12 protein-coding genes are annotated in these 17,155 nt (G+C 70.8%); 9 read left to right on the forward strand and 3 right to left on the reverse strand.

Annotated elements, in window-relative coordinates; all coding sequences use genetic code 11:
- The first annotated feature begins 4 nt into the window (after positions 1-4).
- The 8 genes from OCT48_RS02625 (at position 5) to OCT48_RS02660 (ending at position 11,954) form a co-directional block, all read left to right on the forward strand.
- Entirely contained in the window at positions 5-2,008 is a 2,004-nt protein-coding gene (locus tag OCT48_RS02625) for a heme lyase CcmF/NrfE family subunit (RefSeq protein ID WP_318152555.1), read from the forward strand.
- Positions 2,005-2,535, forward strand: a complete 531-nt coding sequence (locus OCT48_RS02630) for a DsbE family thiol:disulfide interchange protein (protein WP_263591198.1) — start codon at positions 2,005-2,007, stop codon at positions 2,533-2,535. Before OCT48_RS02625 ends, OCT48_RS02630 begins: the two co-directional genes overlap by 4 nt.
- Positions 2,523-2,993 (forward strand): cytochrome c-type biogenesis protein, encoded by a 471-nt coding sequence (locus tag OCT48_RS02635; protein ID WP_263591199.1) that lies wholly within the window; start codon positions 2,523-2,525, stop codon positions 2,991-2,993. The genes OCT48_RS02630 and OCT48_RS02635 overlap by 13 nt, the downstream gene beginning before the upstream one ends.
- A complete protein-coding gene (gene ccmI / locus OCT48_RS02640) occupies positions 2,990-4,225 on the forward strand; it encodes a c-type cytochrome biogenesis protein CcmI (protein ID WP_263591200.1) in 1,236 nt (411 codons plus the stop codon). Before OCT48_RS02635 ends, ccmI begins: the two co-directional genes overlap by 4 nt.
- Positions 4,226-4,228: 3 nt before the next feature.
- On the forward strand, positions 4,229-7,723 hold the full coding sequence (gene smc, locus OCT48_RS02645) for a chromosome segregation protein SMC (RefSeq protein WP_263591201.1): 3,495 nt from the start codon (positions 4,229-4,231) through the stop codon (positions 7,721-7,723).
- A gap of 225 nt (positions 7,724-7,948) precedes the next feature.
- On the forward strand, positions 7,949-9,379 hold the full coding sequence (gene zipA, locus OCT48_RS02650) for a cell division protein ZipA (protein ID WP_263591202.1): 1,431 nt from the start codon (positions 7,949-7,951) through the stop codon (positions 9,377-9,379).
- A gap of 255 nt (positions 9,380-9,634) precedes the next feature.
- Complete coding sequence (ligA, locus tag OCT48_RS02655; protein WP_263591203.1) at positions 9,635-11,692, forward strand: NAD-dependent DNA ligase LigA; 2,058 nt, start codon at positions 9,635-9,637, stop codon at positions 11,690-11,692.
- Positions 11,685-11,954: a YheU family protein gene (locus OCT48_RS02660; RefSeq protein WP_263591204.1), complete on the forward strand. Its 270-nt coding sequence runs from the start codon at positions 11,685-11,687 to the stop codon at positions 11,952-11,954. The genes ligA and OCT48_RS02660 overlap by 8 nt, the downstream gene beginning before the upstream one ends.
- Before the next feature lie 26 nt (positions 11,955-11,980).
- On the opposite strand, the gene OCT48_RS02665 is transcribed toward OCT48_RS02660, so the two are convergent.
- Together OCT48_RS02665 and OCT48_RS02670 are read right to left on the reverse strand one after the other, a co-directional pair.
- Entirely contained in the window at positions 11,981-12,583 is a 603-nt protein-coding gene (locus OCT48_RS02665; protein ID WP_263591205.1) for an HD domain-containing protein, read from the reverse strand.
- 32 nt (positions 12,584-12,615) lie between these two features.
- Entirely contained in the window at positions 12,616-13,719 is a 1,104-nt protein-coding gene (locus OCT48_RS02670; RefSeq protein ID WP_263591206.1) for a TauD/TfdA family dioxygenase, read from the reverse strand.
- A 98-nt stretch (positions 13,720-13,817) separates the two neighbouring features.
- On the opposite strand from OCT48_RS02670, the gene OCT48_RS02675 reads away from it, so the two are divergent.
- Positions 13,818-14,756 carry a LysR family transcriptional regulator gene (locus tag OCT48_RS02675; RefSeq protein WP_263591207.1) on the forward strand — a complete coding sequence of 313 codons (939 nt, stop codon included), beginning with the start codon at positions 13,818-13,820 and terminating at the stop codon, positions 14,754-14,756.
- A gap of 115 nt (positions 14,757-14,871) precedes the next feature.
- Here the strand turns inward: OCT48_RS02675 and mnmC are convergent, their stop codons facing one another.
- Entirely contained in the window at positions 14,872-16,884 is a 2,013-nt protein-coding gene (gene mnmC, locus OCT48_RS02680; protein WP_263591208.1) for a bifunctional tRNA (5-methylaminomethyl-2-thiouridine)(34)-methyltransferase MnmD/FAD-dependent 5-carboxymethylaminomethyl-2-thiouridine(34) oxidoreductase MnmC, read from the reverse strand.
- Positions 16,885-17,155 lie beyond the last annotated feature (271 nt).

The raw sequence follows: 17,155 nt of genomic DNA on the forward strand, positions 1-17,155 counted from the left end.
CACCATGCTGATCCAGATGATCCCCGAGCTCGGCCACTTCGCCCTGATCCTCGCCCTGCTGATGGCGCTGGTGCAGGCGATCGTGCCGCTGGCGGGGGCGGCGACCCGCCGCCCCCTGTGGATGGCCTATGCGCGGCCCATGGCCACCGGCCAGTTCCTGTTCCTGGTCATCGCCTACCTGTGCCTGACCGCCAGCTACCTGCTGGATGACTTCAGCGTGGCCAACGTGGCCGACAACTCCAACTCGATGCTGCCCTGGTACTACAAGGCCAGCGCCGTGTGGGGCAACCACGAGGGCTCGGTGCTGCTGTGGAGCCTGATCCTCGGCGCCTGGACCTTCGCCGTCAGCCGCTTCTCCCGGGAACTGCCCCGCGACATGCTGGCCCGGGTGCTGGGCGTGATGGGCCTGGTCAGCGTGGGCTTCCTGGCCTTCGTGCTGATCACCTCCAACCCCTTCGCGCGGCTGCTGCCCAAGGTGCCGGCCGACGGCGCCGACCTCAACCCGCTGCTCCAGGACTTCGGCCTGATCATCCACCCGCCGATGCTCTACATGGGCTACGTCGGCTTCTCGGTGGTCTTCGCCTTCGCCATCGCCGCCCTGCTGGGCGGCCGCCTGGACGCCGCCTGGACCCGCTGGGCGCGGCCCTGGACCAATGTCGCCTGGGCCTTCCTCACGGTGGGCATCGCGCTGGGCAGCTGGTGGGCCTACTACGAGCTGGGCTGGGGCGGCTGGTGGTTCTGGGACCCGGTGGAGAACGCCTCCCTGCTGCCCTGGCTGGCCGGCACCGCGCTGATCCACTCCCTGGCGGTGACCGAGAAGCGCGGCTCCTTCAAGAGCTGGACGGTGCTGCTGGCCATCTCCACCTTCTCGCTGTCGCTGATGGGCACCTTCCTGGTGCGCTCCGGGGTGCTCACCTCGGTGCATGCCTTCGCCAACGACCCGGCCCGGGGGCTGTTCATCCTGGTGCTGCTGGGCATCACCGTGGGGCTGTCGCTGTTGCTGTTCGCGTTCCGTGCGCCCCGCGTCAGCCACCGGGTGGGCTTCGGCTGGCTGTCTCGCGATGCGCTCCTGCTGGTCAACAACATCCTGCTGGTGATCATGACGGTCACGGTGCTGCTCGGGACCGTCTACCCGCTGCTGCTCGATGCCATGAACCTGGGCAAGATCAGCGTGGGCCCGCCCTACTTCAATGCGCTGTTCGTGCCCCTGACGGTGGTGCTCTGCCTGTTCATGGGGCTGGGCCCGCTGGCCCGCTGGAAGCGCATGGAGGCGCGCCTGCTGCTGCGCCGTGCCTGGCTGTCCGGCGCCGTGGCGCTGGTCATCGGGGCCGTCGCCCCGTTGCTGTATGGCGGCGAGTGGAACCTCCGGGTCTCGCTGGGGCTGGTGGCGGCGCTGTGGGTCGTGCTGCCGCTGGTGCGCGACCTCTGGGACAAGAGCCGCCACGCCGACTCGCGCCTGGCCGGCCTCAAGCGGCTGTCGCTCGCCCACTGGGGCATGGTCCTCGGCCACCTGGGCCTGGCGGTCACCATCGTCGGCGTCACCGTGGTGTCGAACTACGCCATCGACCGCAATGTCCGCATGGCGGTGGGCGACAGCGCCACGCTCGCCGGCTACACCTTCACCATGACCGAGCTGGGCAGCCGTCGCGGCCCCAACTTCGTCGCCGATGTGGCACGCATCGAGGTGCGTCGCGGCGACAGCCAGCGCAGCTTCGTGATGACCCCGGAGAAACGCCTGTATATCGCCCGCGGCATGCCGATGACCGACGTCGCCCTGCGCCCCGGTCTGTTCCGCGACCTCTATGTCGCCATGGGCGAGGACCTCGAGGACGGCAGCTGGGCCATGCGCCTCCAGTACAAGCCCTTCGTGCGCTGGCTGTGGCTGGGGGCGCTGCTGATGGCGGCCGGCGGCATCCTGGCGGTGATCGACCGCCGCTACCGGCGCGCGGCCACCGCCCGGGATCCCGAGCGGGCCGCCGCGGCCGCGCGGAAGGAGGCCACGGCATGAAGCGTCGTCTCTTGCTGCTGCTGCCGCTGGTCGGCTTCCTGGTGCTGGGCGCCTTCCTCTACCAGGGGCTGTCGATGAATCCCTTCGAGCGGGACTCGGCGCTGATGGCCCGGGAGTTCCCGGCCTTCGAGCTGAGCACCCTGGCCGACCCCGAGCGCACCGTCGACGCCTCCCTGTTCGAGGGGCAGGTCACCCTGGTCAATGTCTGGGGCGAGTGGTGCCCGACCTGCAAGCAGGAGATGCCCCAGTTGCTGGATCTCGCCGACCGCGGCGTGCGCCTGGTCGGCGTCGACTACAAGGACACCCGGGAGAAGGGCCTCGAGTTCCTGGCCGAGTTCGGCAACCCCTTCGAGGTCAACATCTTCGACCCCGAGGGCACCCTGGGCTTCGACCTGGGCGTCTACGGGGCCCCGGAGACCTTCCTGGTCGATGCCGAGGGGGTGATCCGCTACCACCACACCGGCTACATCAAGCCGGAGGATGTTCGCGAGGTGATCCTGCCGGAGGTGGAAAGATGGCGCGAGTGATCCGAATCGTACTGGCCGCCCTGATCCTGCTGCCGCTGCTGGCCCAGGCCGCCAGCATCGAGATCCGCCAGTTCGACGATCCCGTCACCGAGCGGCGCTACCAGGAGCTCACCGCGACCCTGCGCTGCCCGAAGTGCGAGAACCAGGCGATCGGCGACTCCGACTCGCCGATCGCCGGCGACATGCGCGACAGGGTCTATGCGCAGCTCCAGGACGGCCGCTCGGACAAGGAGATCCTCGACTTCATGGTGCGCCGTTTCGGCGACTACGTGCTCTACAACCCGCGCCTCGAGGGCCGTACCCTGCTGCTGTGGGGGCTCCCCGTGGCCCTGGTGCTGCTCGGCGCCCTGGTGGTGGTGCTGCTGGTGCGTTCCCGTCGGCAGGCCTCGGCGCGTCGCCTGAGCGATACCGAGCGCGCCCGTCTGGACGCCCTGATCAACCGTGAGAGGAACGAATGACCCTGCTTTGGCTCGCCTTCGCCGTGCTGCTGCTGCCGGCCCTGTGGCTGATGGTGGCGCCCCTGCGCCGGGCCGCCGCCCTGCGTGCCGCCCAGCGCGACTTCGAGACCCAGGATCGCACCGCCGAGCAGAACGTAGCCATCTATCAACGTCGCCTGGCTTCCCTGGAGGCGGCCCGCGACCGCGGCGAGATCGATGCGCCGCGCTTCGAGGAGGACCGCCTGGAACTGGAGCGCAGCCTGCTCGACGACACCGCGGCGCTCGAGCGGCCGCCGCTCAAGGCGGCCGCCGCCGGCAAGCTGCTGGTGCCGGTGCTGATGGTGGCCCTGGTGGCGGCGAGTGTCGTCTGGTATCGCCTGGAGGGGGCCGAGGGCGACCTGGCGCTGTACCGGGTCCAGCAGGAGGTCGCCGCGGATCCCGAGGCCTCGCTGCCGATGCTGGTGCAGCGCCTCGAGGAGCAGGCCGCCCGCCAGCCCGACAACCCCAACGTCTGGCGCTCGCTGTTCCCGCTGTATCGCGACAGTGGGCGGGTCGCCGAGGCCGATGCGGCCCTCAGCCGGCTGCTCGAGCTCGAGGGACGCCGGCCCTGGCTGCTCGCCGAGCTGGCCCAACTGCGCTACTTCGCCGCCGACCGCGAGCTGACCGAGGGCGTCCAGGCGCTGGTCGACGAGGCCCTGGCCGCCGACCCGGGGCAGCCCACGGTGCTCGGCATGCTGGGCATCGAGGCCTTCGAGAACGGCGACTACCAGGCCGCCATCGATAACTGGCGGCGGGCCATCGCCGGCATGGACGACCCCGCCTCCGCCGAGGCCCTGCGCCAGGGGATCCAGGTCGCCCGGCAGCGCCTGAGCCAGACCGAGGAGACGGCCGGCGCCGAAGGCCCCGGCATCCGTGTGCGGGTCAGCCTGGCCCCGGCACTGGCCGACCGGGTCGCCGACGACACCGCCGTCTTCGTGGTCGCCCGGGACCTCGCCGGCGAGTTGCCGCCGCTGGCGGTGGCGCGGACCACCGTCGGCGAGCTGCCGCTGACCCTGACCCTCGACGACGGCGACGCCATGGCGCCCATGGCGCGGCTCTCCCAGGTCGAGCAGGCCCGGCTGGTGGTGCGGGTCTCCGAGAGTGGCCAGGCCGGGCCCCGGCCCGGCGACCTCTTCGGCCGGCACGAGGTGGTGGCGGTCGGCGCGACCGACGGCGAGCCCGTCGAGGTCGTGGTCGACAGGGTCGTCGAGTAAGCCATGCGCCTCAAGTCGATCCGCCTGGTGGGCTTCAAGTCCTTCGTCGATCCGATCACCGTGCCCTTCGACGGCAACATGACCGCCATCGTCGGGCCCAACGGCTGCGGCAAGTCCAATATCATCGACGCCGTGCGCTGGGTCATGGGGGAGTCCTCGGCCAAGACCCTGCGCGGCGAGTCGATGACCGACGTCATCTTCAATGGCTCCACCGGTCGCAAGCCGGTGGGCCAGGCCTCCATCGAGCTGCTCTTCGACAACCGCGACGGCACCATGGGCGGGCCCTACGCCCAGTACGCCGAGATCTCGGTGAAGCGCCAGGTCACCCGGGAGGCCCAGTCGACCTACTTCTTCAACGGCCAGAAGTGCCGGCGCCGCGATATCGCCGACCTCTTCCTGGGCACCGGGCTGGGCCCCCGCTCCTACGCCATCATCGGCCAGGGCATGATCTCGCGGCTGATCGAGTCGCGCCCCGAGGAGCTGCGCGGCACCCTCGAGGAGGCCGCCGGCATCTCCAAGTACAAGGAGCGCCGCCGCGAGACCGAGAACCGCATGCGCCGCACCCAGGAAAACCTGGAGCGCCTGGAGGACATCCGCGAGGAGCTCGACAAGCAGCTCGAGCGCCTCAAGCGCCAGGCCGACGCGGCACGCCGCTACCAGACCCTCAAGCAGGAGGAGTACCGGCTCAAGGGCGAGCTGGCGCTGCTGCGCGCGCGGGCCCTGCGGGCCAGCCAGGCCGAGGAGGAGGGCCGGGTCCGCGAGCTGGAGACCGCGGTGGAGCGCGAGGTGCTGGGCCTGCGCCAGTGCGAGAGCCGTCTCGAGCAGGCCCGCGCCGAGCACGACCGGCTGGCCGGCGAGCTCGAGGGCTATCAGCACCGCTTCCACGAGACCACCACCGCCATCGCCCGCTTGGAGCAGGATCTCGAGCATACCCGCTCGCGGGACCAGCAACTGGCCCGGGACCTGGAGGCGGCCCGCCAGGAGCTCGCCGACCTGGCGCGACTCGGCGAGGACGACGGCGAGCGCCTGATGCGCCTCGACGAGCGCCTCGAGACCCTGGTTCCCGAGCAGGAGGCGGTCGCCGAGCGCCTCGCCGAGCTGGAGGCCGCCCTCGAGGAGGCCGAGCCCCTGGCCGAGGAGGCCGATGCCGACTGGGAGGCCTTCGGCGAGACCTGGCAGACCGACAGCCGCGAGGCCGAACGTTCCCAGGATCGCCTGCGCGAGCAGGAGGCGCGCCTCGAGCGGATCGAGACCGATGCCCACAAGCGCCGCCAGCAGCGCGAGGAGCTGCCGGACCTCGCCGGGCTCCAGGCCCAGCGCGACGAGGTGGTGGAGCGCCTGGCGACGCTCGAGGAGCAGCTGGCGGCGAGCGAGGAGCGCCGCGAGGCCTGGCAGGCCAGCCGCGACGCCGCCCGGGAGGCGGTCCGCGAGGCCGAGGCGGCCCGCGAGGACGACCGTCAGCGGCGCAGCACCCTGCAGGGCGAGCTCGCCTCCCTGGAGGCGCTGATTCAGGCGGCGCTGGCCGATCACGACGAGACCCTCGACGACCACCTGGCCGACCACGGCCTGGCCGAGGCCCCGCGCCTCGGCGAGTGCCTGGCGGTCACGCCGGGCTGGGAGGATGTCGCCGCCTGGGTGCTGTCACCCTGGCTGCGGGCCCGCCTGGCGTCTCTCGACCAGGCCGTGCAGGCCCTCGCCCCGGGGCTCGCCGCCGAGCTCGGCCTGCTCGAGGCCGAGGAGCGCGAGGCGCCCGCCGACAGCCTGGCGGCCAGGGTGGGTGGCGCCGGGGCAGCCGCCCAGTGGCTGACCCGGGTGCGCTGCGTCGACTCCCGGGAGCAGGCCTGGGCCGAGCGGCCCGCCCTGGCCGCCGGGGAGAGCCTGATCACGGCCGACGGTCTGTGGCTGGGGGACGGCTGGGCGCGACACCGGGGGCAGGACGAGGGGCCGGATACCCTGCTGCTCAGCCGCCGCCGCGAGGGCGAGGTGCGCGAGGAACTCGCCGCGGTGGAGGCGCGTCTCGAGGCCCAGGAGGCCCGGCTCGGCGAGGCCGCGGAGCGTGTCGAGCAGGCCGAGGAAGGGCTCGAGGCGGTGCGCCTCGAGGAGCGCGACCTCGAGCAGCAGCGCCAGCAGCTGGCGGTGCAGGACAGCGGCCTGGCCAGCCGCCTCGAGCACCTCCAGGGGCGGGCCGGCGAGCTCGCCGAGGAGCTCGAGGGCCTGGCCGAGTCCGCCGAGGAGACGCGCCTGGCCATCGAGGAGACCCGCGAGCACTGGCAGGCCGCCATGGCGCGACTGGAGGAGGGCGCCGAGACCCGCGAGCGACTGGAGCGTGCCCGTCAGCAGGCCCGGGAACGGTTGACCCAGCTGCGGGCCCAGCAGCGGCCGCTGGCCGAGCAGTCCCAGCGCCTGGCCCTCGAGCACCAGCGGCTGACCACCGAGCGTGCCGGCCTGGCCGAGCAGCAGGGACGCGCCGGTGAGGCCCGGGAGCGTCTCGAGCAGCGCTGCGCCGAGCTCGAGGAAGCCCGCGAGGGGCTGCACGAGCCCGACGAGGAGCGCCGCGAGCGCCTCGAGGAGCTGCTCCATCGCCGCGAGCGGGAGGAGCGCGAGCTCAACGAGGCCCGCTCCCGCGCCGCCGGCCTGGTCGAGCGGCTGCGCGAGGACGAGCAGACCCGCCAGGGCCACGAGCGCCAGCTCGAGGGCATCCGCGAACGCCTGCAGGAAGCGCGCATGCAGGTCCAGGCGCTGACCCTCAAGGCCGAGACTCAGGACGAACAGCTGCGCGAGCTCGGCCACGACACCGAGACGCTGGCCGAGGCCCTGGACCCCAATGCCACCGAGTCGGCCTGGCAGACCCGCCTCGAGGAGGTCGGCGAGCGCATCCGCCGGCTGGGCGCGATCAACCTGGCGGCCATCGAGGAGTACGACCAGCAGGCCGAGCGGCGCGACTACCTGGAGGCCCAGCATGCCGAGCTCACCGAGGCCCTGGAGACCCTTGATCGGGCGATCCGGCGCATCGACCAGGAAACCCGCACGCGATTCCGCGACACCTTCGAGCGAGTCAACAGCGGTCTGCAGACGCTTTTCCCCAAGGTCTTCGGCGGCGGGACCGCATGGTTGACCCTGACCGGCGAGGATTTGCTGGAGACGGGGGTCGCCATCATGGCGCGCCCCCCCGGCAAGAAGAACAGCACCATTCATCTCCTCTCGGGGGGCGAAAAGGCACTGACGGCCCTGTCGATGGTCTTCGCCATCTTCCAGCTCAATCCGGCGCCCTTCTGCATGCTCGACGAGGTCGACGCCCCGCTGGATGATGCCAACGTGGGGCGCTATGCCAAGCTGGTTAAGGAGATGTCGGACTCGGTCCAGTTCATTTATATCACCCACAACAAGATCGCCATGGAGGCATCGGAACGTCTCATGGGGGTGACCATGCAGGAACCTGGCGTCTCCCGGCTGGTCTCTGTAGGCGTCGAGGAGGCCGCGGCCCTCGCGGAGGCCTGAGGGCTTGAACGGAAACGGCAAAAGGGTTAACAAGGAAGGCAATGATGCTGCATTGCACGTACGCAAAGGGATTCACGAAGGGCGATTGCACAGGGCTTGGTCAAGAGTCGCAATGAATTTTGCGGGCTTGACAATCAAAAAAAGTGGTCCTTTTTTGGGCAATCGCGCTATGCTGTTCACGGACAACCATCAGGCATGGCGCCTTAGCAAAAGGCATGACGACCCATGGAACTAAGAGAGTGGCTGATCATTCTGGGGCTGGCGCTGGTGACCCTCATCGTCATCGACGGCGTGCGTCGCCTGCAGCGCCAGCGTCGTGTTCCCCGGCTGGATGCGGCCGGACACGATACCGGAGACGAAACGACGGGCTCCATCGAGGACCCCGAGGCGGCGGCCCGAGAGGCCGAGCTCAACTGGGAACTGCCCAACGGAGGGGCGCGAGTCGTCAGGCCCGCGGCAGAGGGCGACGTGCAACCCAAGCCCAAGCTCCAGCGGCAGGACCACCCCGGTCCTTCCCGGGTGCTGTCGGAATTCCGTCGCCAGCACGGTGAGGAGCACCATGACACTCCCGCCGAGGCGTCGCGGCCGGCGTCCGCCGCCCCGCAGGCGCGTCCCGCGGCCTCGCCCGAGCCGATACCTGCCGAGACCTCGCGGGTCGAGGAGGCCGCCGGCAGGTCGCGCCCCGAGTCCGACCTCCCGCCCGCCGAGGCCGAAGCACGGCCGGCGGCGGCCCGCCAGCCCGACGAGGCGTCCCGGGACGAGGCCGATCTCGCCGAGCCCCTGGTGGCCAACCCTGCCGATCACGACGGCTATGCCGATGACGACGCCTATCGCCTGGTCGACCTGGAAGGCATGGGCGATTCCCTGAAGACCGGCTCCCGGCGGGTCGGCTCCTCCATGCAGCGCTTCGGCGCCTCCCTGCAGAAGACCCTCCACGAGCGTCGCGACCACAAGCGTCAGGAGCGGGCGCGCCGCGAGCAGGAAAAGGCCGAACAGGCTGCCCGCGAGGAGGCCCGGCGCCGCCAGCAGGCCGAGGAACAGGTCGCTCGCGAGGCCGAACGCCGCGAGCGGGAAGCCGCCGAGGCCGAGGCATATGACGAGCCCGCCGCCGAGAGTCCTCGCGAGGACGGCGTGGTGCGTGCCCACCCGGTGCTGGAGAAGGCGCTGCGCCACGATGTCGCCGCCGAGCATGCCCGGGAGACCCTCGGCCAGGCCGAGGAGATCATCGTCATCAGCGTGATGTCCCGGGACGAGGCCGGTTTCTCCGGCACGGCCCTGCTCGACCTGATGCTGGCCTGCGGGCTGCGCTATGGCCGCGACATGGGCATCTTCCATCGCTTCGAGACCGAGGATCCCGAGAGCCGCCTGCAGTTCTCCATGGTCAACGTGGTCAAGCCGGGCACCTTCCCCATCCAGTCCATGGACGACTTCCGCACCCCGGGGGTCACCCTGCTGATGCCGCTGCCCGGCGCCACCGATACCTCGGCGGCCTTCGAGGCCATGGTCGAGACCGCCATGGTCATCGTGCGCCACCTGGGCGGGGAGCTGAAGGACGAGCACCTCAGCGTGATGACCGCCCAGACCGTGGAATTCGCGCGCCAGCGAGTGCAGGAGTTCGAGCGCCGCAACCGACTCAATCGTTACCAAGTCAATTAGCCTTGCCGGGCTTCACCCGGAGCTGTAGGCCGTAAGCTTGAAGCTGGAAGAAAACCACCTCCGTAGCCTTGCTACGGGGGTGGTTTGGTTTAAGCTCGCCTTCGAGCTTCGAGCTTCGAGCTTCGAGCTTCGAGCTTCGAGCTTCGAGCTTCGAGCTTCGAGCTTCGAGCTTCGAGCTTCGAGCTTCGAGCTTCGAGCTTCGAGCTTCGAGCTTCGAGCTTCGGGGCCTTCGCTATAGATCGAGACACGGATGACATGACCCAGCCCGACCCTTCGCTTCAAGAAGAGGCGGCGCGCCTGCGCGCCGAACTCGAGGACGCCAACTACCGCTACTACGTGCTGGACGAGCCGCGCATGACCGACGCCGACTACGATCGTCGGCTGCGCCGCCTGCAGGAGCTGGAGGACCAGCATCCCGAGCTCGTCACCCCCGACTCGCCGACCCAGCGGGTCGGTGCCGCTCCCGCCGAGGGCTTCCCCGAGGTCCGGCATGCAGAGCCGATGCTGTCGTTGAATAACGCCTTCGACGAGGACGAGCTGGAGGCCTTCGTGCGCCGGGTGGCCGAGCGGCTGGAAGCCGACCCCGAGACCCTCGCCTTCTGCTGCGAACCCAAGCTCGACGGGGCCGCCGTCTCGCTGGTCTATGAACGCGGCGAGCTCGCCGCCGGCGTCACCCGCGGCGACGGCCGCACCGGCGAAGGCATCACCTCCAACCTCAAGACCCTGAAGTCGATCCCGCTCAGGCTGCGCGGCAAGGAGTGGCCAGACCGGCTGGAGGTGCGCGGCGAGGTCACCATGCGTCATGCCGACTTCGAGGCCATGAACGACAAGGCCCGGGAAGCGGGGGGCAAGGTCTTCGCCAACCCGCGCAATGCCGCCGCCGGCAGCCTGCGCCAGCTCGACCCGCGCATCACCGCCACCCGCCCCCTGGAGTTTACGGCCTATCAACTTGTTCAAAACATGATAAGTCTGGCCAATATCGATACCCCGACCCACAGCCAACAGATGGAGCTGTTGCGCGGGTGGGGCTTTCGCGTCAATCCCGAGCTCGAGGTGGTGAAGGGCGCCGAAGGCGTGATCGACTACTGCCGCGACCTCGGCGAGAAGCGCGACGCCCTCGGTTACGACATCGACGGGGTGGTGATCAAGGTCGACGACCTGCGCCTGCAGCGCGAGCTCGGCTTCGTGGCCCGGGCGCCGCGCTGGGCCATCGCCTTCAAGTTCCCCGCCCAGGAGCAGACCACGCGGCTCAACGACGTGGAGTTCCAGGTCGGCCGCACCGGGGCCATCACCCCCGTGGCCCGCCTCGAGCCGGTCTCGGTGGCCGGGGTCACCGTCTCCAACGCCACCCTGCACAACGCCGACGAGATCGCCCGGCTCGGGGTGATGATCGGCGACACCGTGGCCATCCGCCGGGCCGGCGACGTGATTCCCCAGGTGGTGCGGGTCCAGGAGGAGGAGCGGCCCGCCGACGCCCGGGCGATCGTCTTCCCCGAGCGCTGCCCGGTGTGCGACTCCCAGATCGAGCGCCTCGAGGGCGAGGTGGTCGCGCGCTGCTCGGGGGGGCTCTACTGTGCCGCCCAGCGCAAGGAGGCCCTGAAGCACTTCGCCGGCCGGCGGGCGCTGGACATCGACGGCCTGGGCGAGAAGCTGATCGATGCGCTGGTCGAGCGCGACTGGGTGAAGACCCCGGCGGATCTCTTCGGCCTCGAGGCCGAGCGCCTCGCCGAGCTTCCCCGCATGGGCCAGAAGTCCTCGCAGAATCTGGTGGACGCCCTGGACAAGGCCAAGGCGACGACGCTGGCCCGCTTCATCTTCGCCCTGGGCATCCGCGAGGTGGGCGAGGCCACCGCCGCCAACCTGGCCCGCCACTTCGGCACCCTGGGGGCGCTGATGGAGGCCGACCGGGAGGCCCTGGAGGCGGTGGAGGACGTGGGGCCCATCGTCGCCGCCCACGTGCACACCTTCTTCCGCCAGCCCCACAACCGCGAGACCCTCGAGGCGCTCATCGAGGCCGGCGTGCACTGGGAAGAGGCCGAAGTGAAGAGCGGGCCGACGCCGCTGGAAGGCCAGACCTGGGTGCTTACCGGCTCCATGGAGAGCATGACCCGGGACGAGGGCAAGGCGCGCCTCCAGGCGCTGGGCGCCAAGGTCGCCGGCAGCGTCTCGAAGAAGACCGCCTGCCTGGTGGCCGGGGAGGCCGCCGGCAGCAAGTTGACCAAGGCCGAGCAGCTCGGCGTCGAGGTGATCGACGAGGCCACCTTCCTCGAGCGCCTGGCCGCCTGGGAAAAGGGAGAACGCGACGATGGGTGAGCGCTTTATCGAGGTACCGTATCGCATGCTGCCGGGGGAGACCCTGGACGGCCTGCTCGAGGCCTTCGTCACCCGCCAGGGCTACGACACCACCGATACCGGGGCGGGCATGGCCGGCTGGGTCGCCGAGCTCAAGCGCCAGCTGGAACGCAGCGAGCTGATCATCGCCCATGACCTCGAGACCGAGACCACCGAGGTGATGACCCTGGCCCAGTGGCGGGCGTTCGGCCGCGACCTGGCCGACGACGAGGAGGAAGGCTAGGCCCGGGGCCGAAGGCCCCGTGACGCTCATGAACGCGCGTCGGGCGCCTCGCCGATGATCTCGGGATCGAAGGGAGGACGCGAGAAGATGCGCCGGACCATGGGGGCGAAGTGCTCCAGGGGACGCGATGGATAGTCGGGATCGAAGGAGGCCTGGTCCCAGCGCTCGCAGAAGTCCACGCAGCGCTGGTACCAGGGGTGATCCCGGTAGCGGTCGCGCTCCAGCGGATCCCCGCCGAAGTGGTGGATGTAGTAGTAGTGCTGAAACAGGCCGTGGTGCTCGAGCACCCAGGTGACCCTTGCGCTGACATAGGGGCGGATGATCGAGGCGGCGTACTGGGAGTGGTTGTGCGGCGCCAGGTCATCGCCGAGGTCATGGATCAGGGCGGCGACGATCATCTCCTCGTCCTCCCCGTCGTCCTCGGCGCGGCTGGCGGACTGCAACACATGCTCGAGACGCGAGACCCGATACCCGCTCAGGGTGTTTTCCTGCCCGCGCAGGGCACTGAGGATGCGCTCGGGCAGGCCCGCGATGTAGGCCTCCTCGAGCCGCCCGAGTAGCAGGTAGTCCTCGCGGGTGCCGTCCTTCATGCAGGTGAAGCTCACTTGCGGGGTAGCCTCGGTGGACATGCTGGGTCCTCCTGGGTGGGGGGATTCAGGGTTCAGCGGCACAGGGCGCGGTAGCGCCCGGCGGGGCCGTCCCGGTCGATGTAGCAGCCCTGCAGGTGGCGCCGGCCCTCGTTCGGATCGTAGGCGGTGCGGCCGTGCAGCAGGCGGTTGTTGTCGAACATCATCAGCTCGCCGGCCTGCAGAGGAAAGGCCAGGCGCTGAAGGGGATGCGAGAACAGCTCGCCGAGTCGGCGACGGGCGCGATGGAAGGTGCGGGTCGTCGTCTCGTCCATCAGCGGCAGGGCGTCCAGACGGGGGCTGTAGTGCACGCCCGTCGGGCGACCCGTCGTATCCAGGTGGATCATGGGACGGCGTTCGATAAGTTCCACCTCGTCATCGACGAAGCGGAAGCGCACCGGTACGGAGGCCAGCAGGCGGTAGCCCTCGGGATCCTCGGCGCGCAGCTGCTCGACGACGCTGAGGCTGTCGACCAGGGTGGAGAGCCCACCCGAGGTCTCGTTGACCAGGCAATGCAGCAGCTGAATACCCGGTACCGGGTTGCGGTAGGGGTTGTCGGTATGCGGGGCCAGCGGCACCGGTCGATAGGCCAGGTCGTTGGATGCCGGGCGGGAGAAGACTTCGAAGTACTGGCCGAAATTGGTCGAACGCACTTGCCCATAGGACTCGCCGACCTCGACCAGGGTGCCGTCCTCCGTCGGAACCTTTTCGAGGATGATCACGCCGTAGCGCAGAAAGGCCTCGAGGGAGTCGCGGAAACAGGCTCGGTCGGCCATGCGCCCCCAGTCGAAGGTGATGGCCGCGCGGTCGATGCTGGCATCCCAGGGATGCGGCTTTGGCAGGCCGTCATCGGAGTCGAACTCGGCGACCAGGCGCGTCAGGTCGTAGTCGCCGGTATGGCCGTCGCTGAACGCGAGCCGGGCGCGCTGCTCGCCCAGGGCCTCGGCGTCGATCAGCCGCAGGTCCTGGGCGAGGTCGTGCGGGTTGAACAGGCGCTGCTGGGTCACCGCATCGAGGTGTTCGGCGTCCTGGCAGCGCTCGCGCAGCCACAGGGCGGGCAGCTCGGTTCGCCGCTCGCCGTCGACCACGAAGACCGCGGGGGGATGCGTCTGGACTCGGAACTGGGGGTTCGACATCATGCTGGCTCTCGCACCGGGACAATGAACGCTCATTAGTCTAGGGAAGGCGGCAACGACGGGAAGGGGGGTGCACCTTATGCAAGCTATTGGGTTGCCTTATGGCTGAACGACCCAAGGAGGGATTGCCGACCCTCAAGGCGCTGGTGGCCTTCGAGGCGGCAGTGCGTCTCGGCTCGCTGTCCGCGGCCGCCAGGGCGCTGTCCACCACCCAGCCGGCGATCTCGCAGCGCATTCGCGGTCTCGAGGAGGCCGTGGGCCAGGTTCTCTTCGAGCGTGGGGGGAGCGGATTGCGGCCGACCCGCGAAGGGCTGCGCTTCCATGACGAGATCGCGCCGGCCCTGAAGACCATCGAGGGATCCATCCGGGCGCTGCGCGGTCGCGCCGAGTCGACGCGACCGCGGGTGCTGATCGCGGCCGACTTCGGCTTCGCGCACCTCTGGCTGCTGCCCAGGCTGGCGCGGCTGGAGGCGGCGACGCCGGACGTCGAGCTGGAGGTGGTCTCGGTGGACCGGCGTGCCGAGTCGGCCGCCCGGGCCGCCGATATCCGCATTCACTTCGATGCACACCACGACGGGGCCGAGCGCTTCTATCCGGAGCGGGTCTTTCCCGTGTGCAGCCCGGCCTTCGCCGACCGGCATGGGCTCAGCGTGGCGTCTCCGGTGGACGCCTGGTGCACGCTGCCCCTGCTGCACATGGATGAGCGTAATCCGCGATGGATGGATTGGCGTCGCTGGAGCCTGTCGGCCGGCGTGTCGTATAGCGAACCGGACCGCCTGTTCACCTATAACAACTATCCCCTGCTGATCGGGGCCGTCGAGGCCGGAGACGGCATTGCGCTGGGTTGGTCGCCGCTGGTCGGCGACCGGCTGCGCGAGGGGCGGCTGGTGGCGCTGGGCCCGGCGGTGACGCGTGCCAGCCACGGCTATGCGGTCGAGAGGCGCCATGCCGACAGCACCCTGCTGCGGCGCATCGTCGACTGGATGGATGCCGAGCTCGCCCTGCCGGCCGTCGCCCCCGAGGAGGCACCCCGGCCCTGACGTTCCCGGTCGCGGCGAGTCCAGGCGCTTGTGCTTCAGGCCCCGGCAGCGCCGCGCCGGCTGCCAGGGCCGGCCCCGTACAGTCCCGTGGCGGGGACCGGGCAGGGGGCGCGGGTCAGCGGCCGCGAATCAGATCGGCGATCAGCCGGCGCCCCGGGTGCAGGTGGTCGGCCAGGGGGGCCTCGAGGGGCAGCGGCTCGTCGCAGATCATCGATGCGATCAGCTCGGCGGCCAGCGGCGCGCTGGCCAGGCCCCGGGAGCCGTGGGCCGCGCTGATCCACAGCCCGGGATGATGGCGGCCGGCGAGCGCCGGCACCCGGGTAGCGTCCTTGGCCAGCACCGCATAGTCCTCACGCCAGGCCGCGGCATCGGGGACCGGTCCGGCGTAGGGGGTCTTGTCGGGGCTGGCGGCCCGCACCGCGGCGCGGCCCGCGAGGTTCTCCGGGGGGAGTGCCACGCCCGCCGCCGCCAGGGCGGCCGGATAGCCGGGCAGGGTCCGCGCGAGCTCCTCGAGGTTGGCGGCGTGATCCGTCTCGCGCACCTCGCCGTCGGCCTCGTTGGGCGAGAAGGTCGCGCCGAAGGTCAGCCAGCCGTCGAGCGGCGGGGTGACATAGCCGCCGGCGCACACCACCAAGCGCGGCGCCGGCGCCCCCTCGGGCAGGGCCAGGCGGGACACCTGGCCGCGCACCGGCTGCAGCGGCAGGGCGGTGGTCTGCGCGAAGCGGTTGGCGAGAGCCGCCGTGGCGATGACCACCTGGTCGACCTCGAGCCCGGCCTCGCCGGCCAGCGACAGCCGCCAACCGCCGGCGTCGGGGACGAGCGCCTGCACCTCGCCGCGCCGGGACGTCACGCCGGGGGTGGCCGCCAGGCGCCGGCACAGGGCGTCGGGCCGCACCCAGCCGGCCAGGGGATAGAAGAGGCCACCGCGATCGATCGGCACTCCGGCCAGGGCACAGGCCTGCGCCGCCGAGACGCCCTGCACCACGCTGGCCGGCAGGCGGTGGTGGTCGAGGAAGCGCGCCTGGCGGCGCACCTCCCGGTCGTTCGGCGCCAGCTGCAGCACGCCGCCGGGTGTCCACAGCGTGCTCTCGGGATCGAGGGCGGTGAGCCAGCGATGACTGTGCAGCAGGCCGGCCAGGTAGCAACGGCTCTGCAGGTTGGTCTCGGCGGCGAGCTTGACGTAGAGCGCGCCCTGGGCGTTGCCGGAGGCCCCGGCGCCGGGGCCCACGCGGTCGATCAGGATCACCTCGACCCCGCGGCGCGCCAGCGCCGCCGCCGCCGCGGTGCCGGCGATGCCGGCACCGATCACCGCGACCCGGCGGGCCGGGCGGGGAGCGGGCGGCGTGTACCAGGGCGTCGCCCGGCGGCGGGCGTCCGCCGGCGGGGCGGCGATCTCGCCGGCCAGCATCTCTCGCTTGCGGCCGAAGCCGGCCACCTTGCGCCAGGCGAAGCCGGCGGCCGTGAGGCCGCGCTTGACCACGCCGGCGCAGGTGAAGGTGGCGAAGGTGGCACCGGGGCGCGAGCGCTCGGCCATGGCGGCGAACAGCTCGGGCCGCCACATCTCGGGGTTCCTGGCCGGGGCGAAGCCGTCGAGGAACCAGGCGTCGACCCGGCCGTCGAGCAGGCGCAGCCGCTCGACGGTATCGCCCAGGTGCAGGTCGAGGGTCACCCGCTCGTCGAGCCACAGGCGATGCACGCCGGCCACCGGCTCGGGCCACTGGGCGAGCAGCACGGCGGCGCGCTCGGCGAGGTCCGGCCAGGCGGCGAGCGCCCGGGCCAGGTCGTCCCGGACCAGCGGGTACTTCTCGGTGGACACCAGGTGCAGGCGGGCCCCGGCCGGGGCCCGGGCGTCGAAGCAGGCCCAGGCGCAGAGCATGTTGAGGCCGGTGCCGAAGCCGGTCTCGCCGACCACGAAGGGGCGTGCCTCCCGCCAGGCCGCAAAGCGCTCGGGTAGCCGGTTGGCGGCGAGGAACACGTGCTCGGTCTCGGCGCGGCCGTCATGGCGCGAGAAGTAGACATCGTCGAAGGCGGTGGAATGCGGGGCCGTCTCGCCGCTGTCGTCCCGGCGCCAGTCGAGGTGGGCAGGCGTCAGGCCGGCGAGCGGCGGCAGGGCATCGGGGGCGGTCACGGCGGGGCTCCGGCGAACGGCGGTTGGTCAATGTTTGATCGATGTCGCCGCGGCGCCATCGCGACAGGGCTGGCGCAAGGCGTCCGCGGCGTTTCAACAGTGTTATCCACAGATGCTGTGGGAAAACCTCCGGTGGATAACTCAAGGCAAGGGCACGGTCCGGGCAGCTTCGATTCATGTCACGAGCGAAGATAGGTTGACCGCCGCCGGAACGGAGACACCGGAGTTTACACGGCAGTAAATGAGGATGTTGATCGGACTCGCGCACGAG

It is taken from the genome of Halomonas sp. M4R1S46 (assembly GCF_025725685.1).
Lineage (GTDB): Bacteria > Pseudomonadota > Gammaproteobacteria > Pseudomonadales > Halomonadaceae > Halomonas.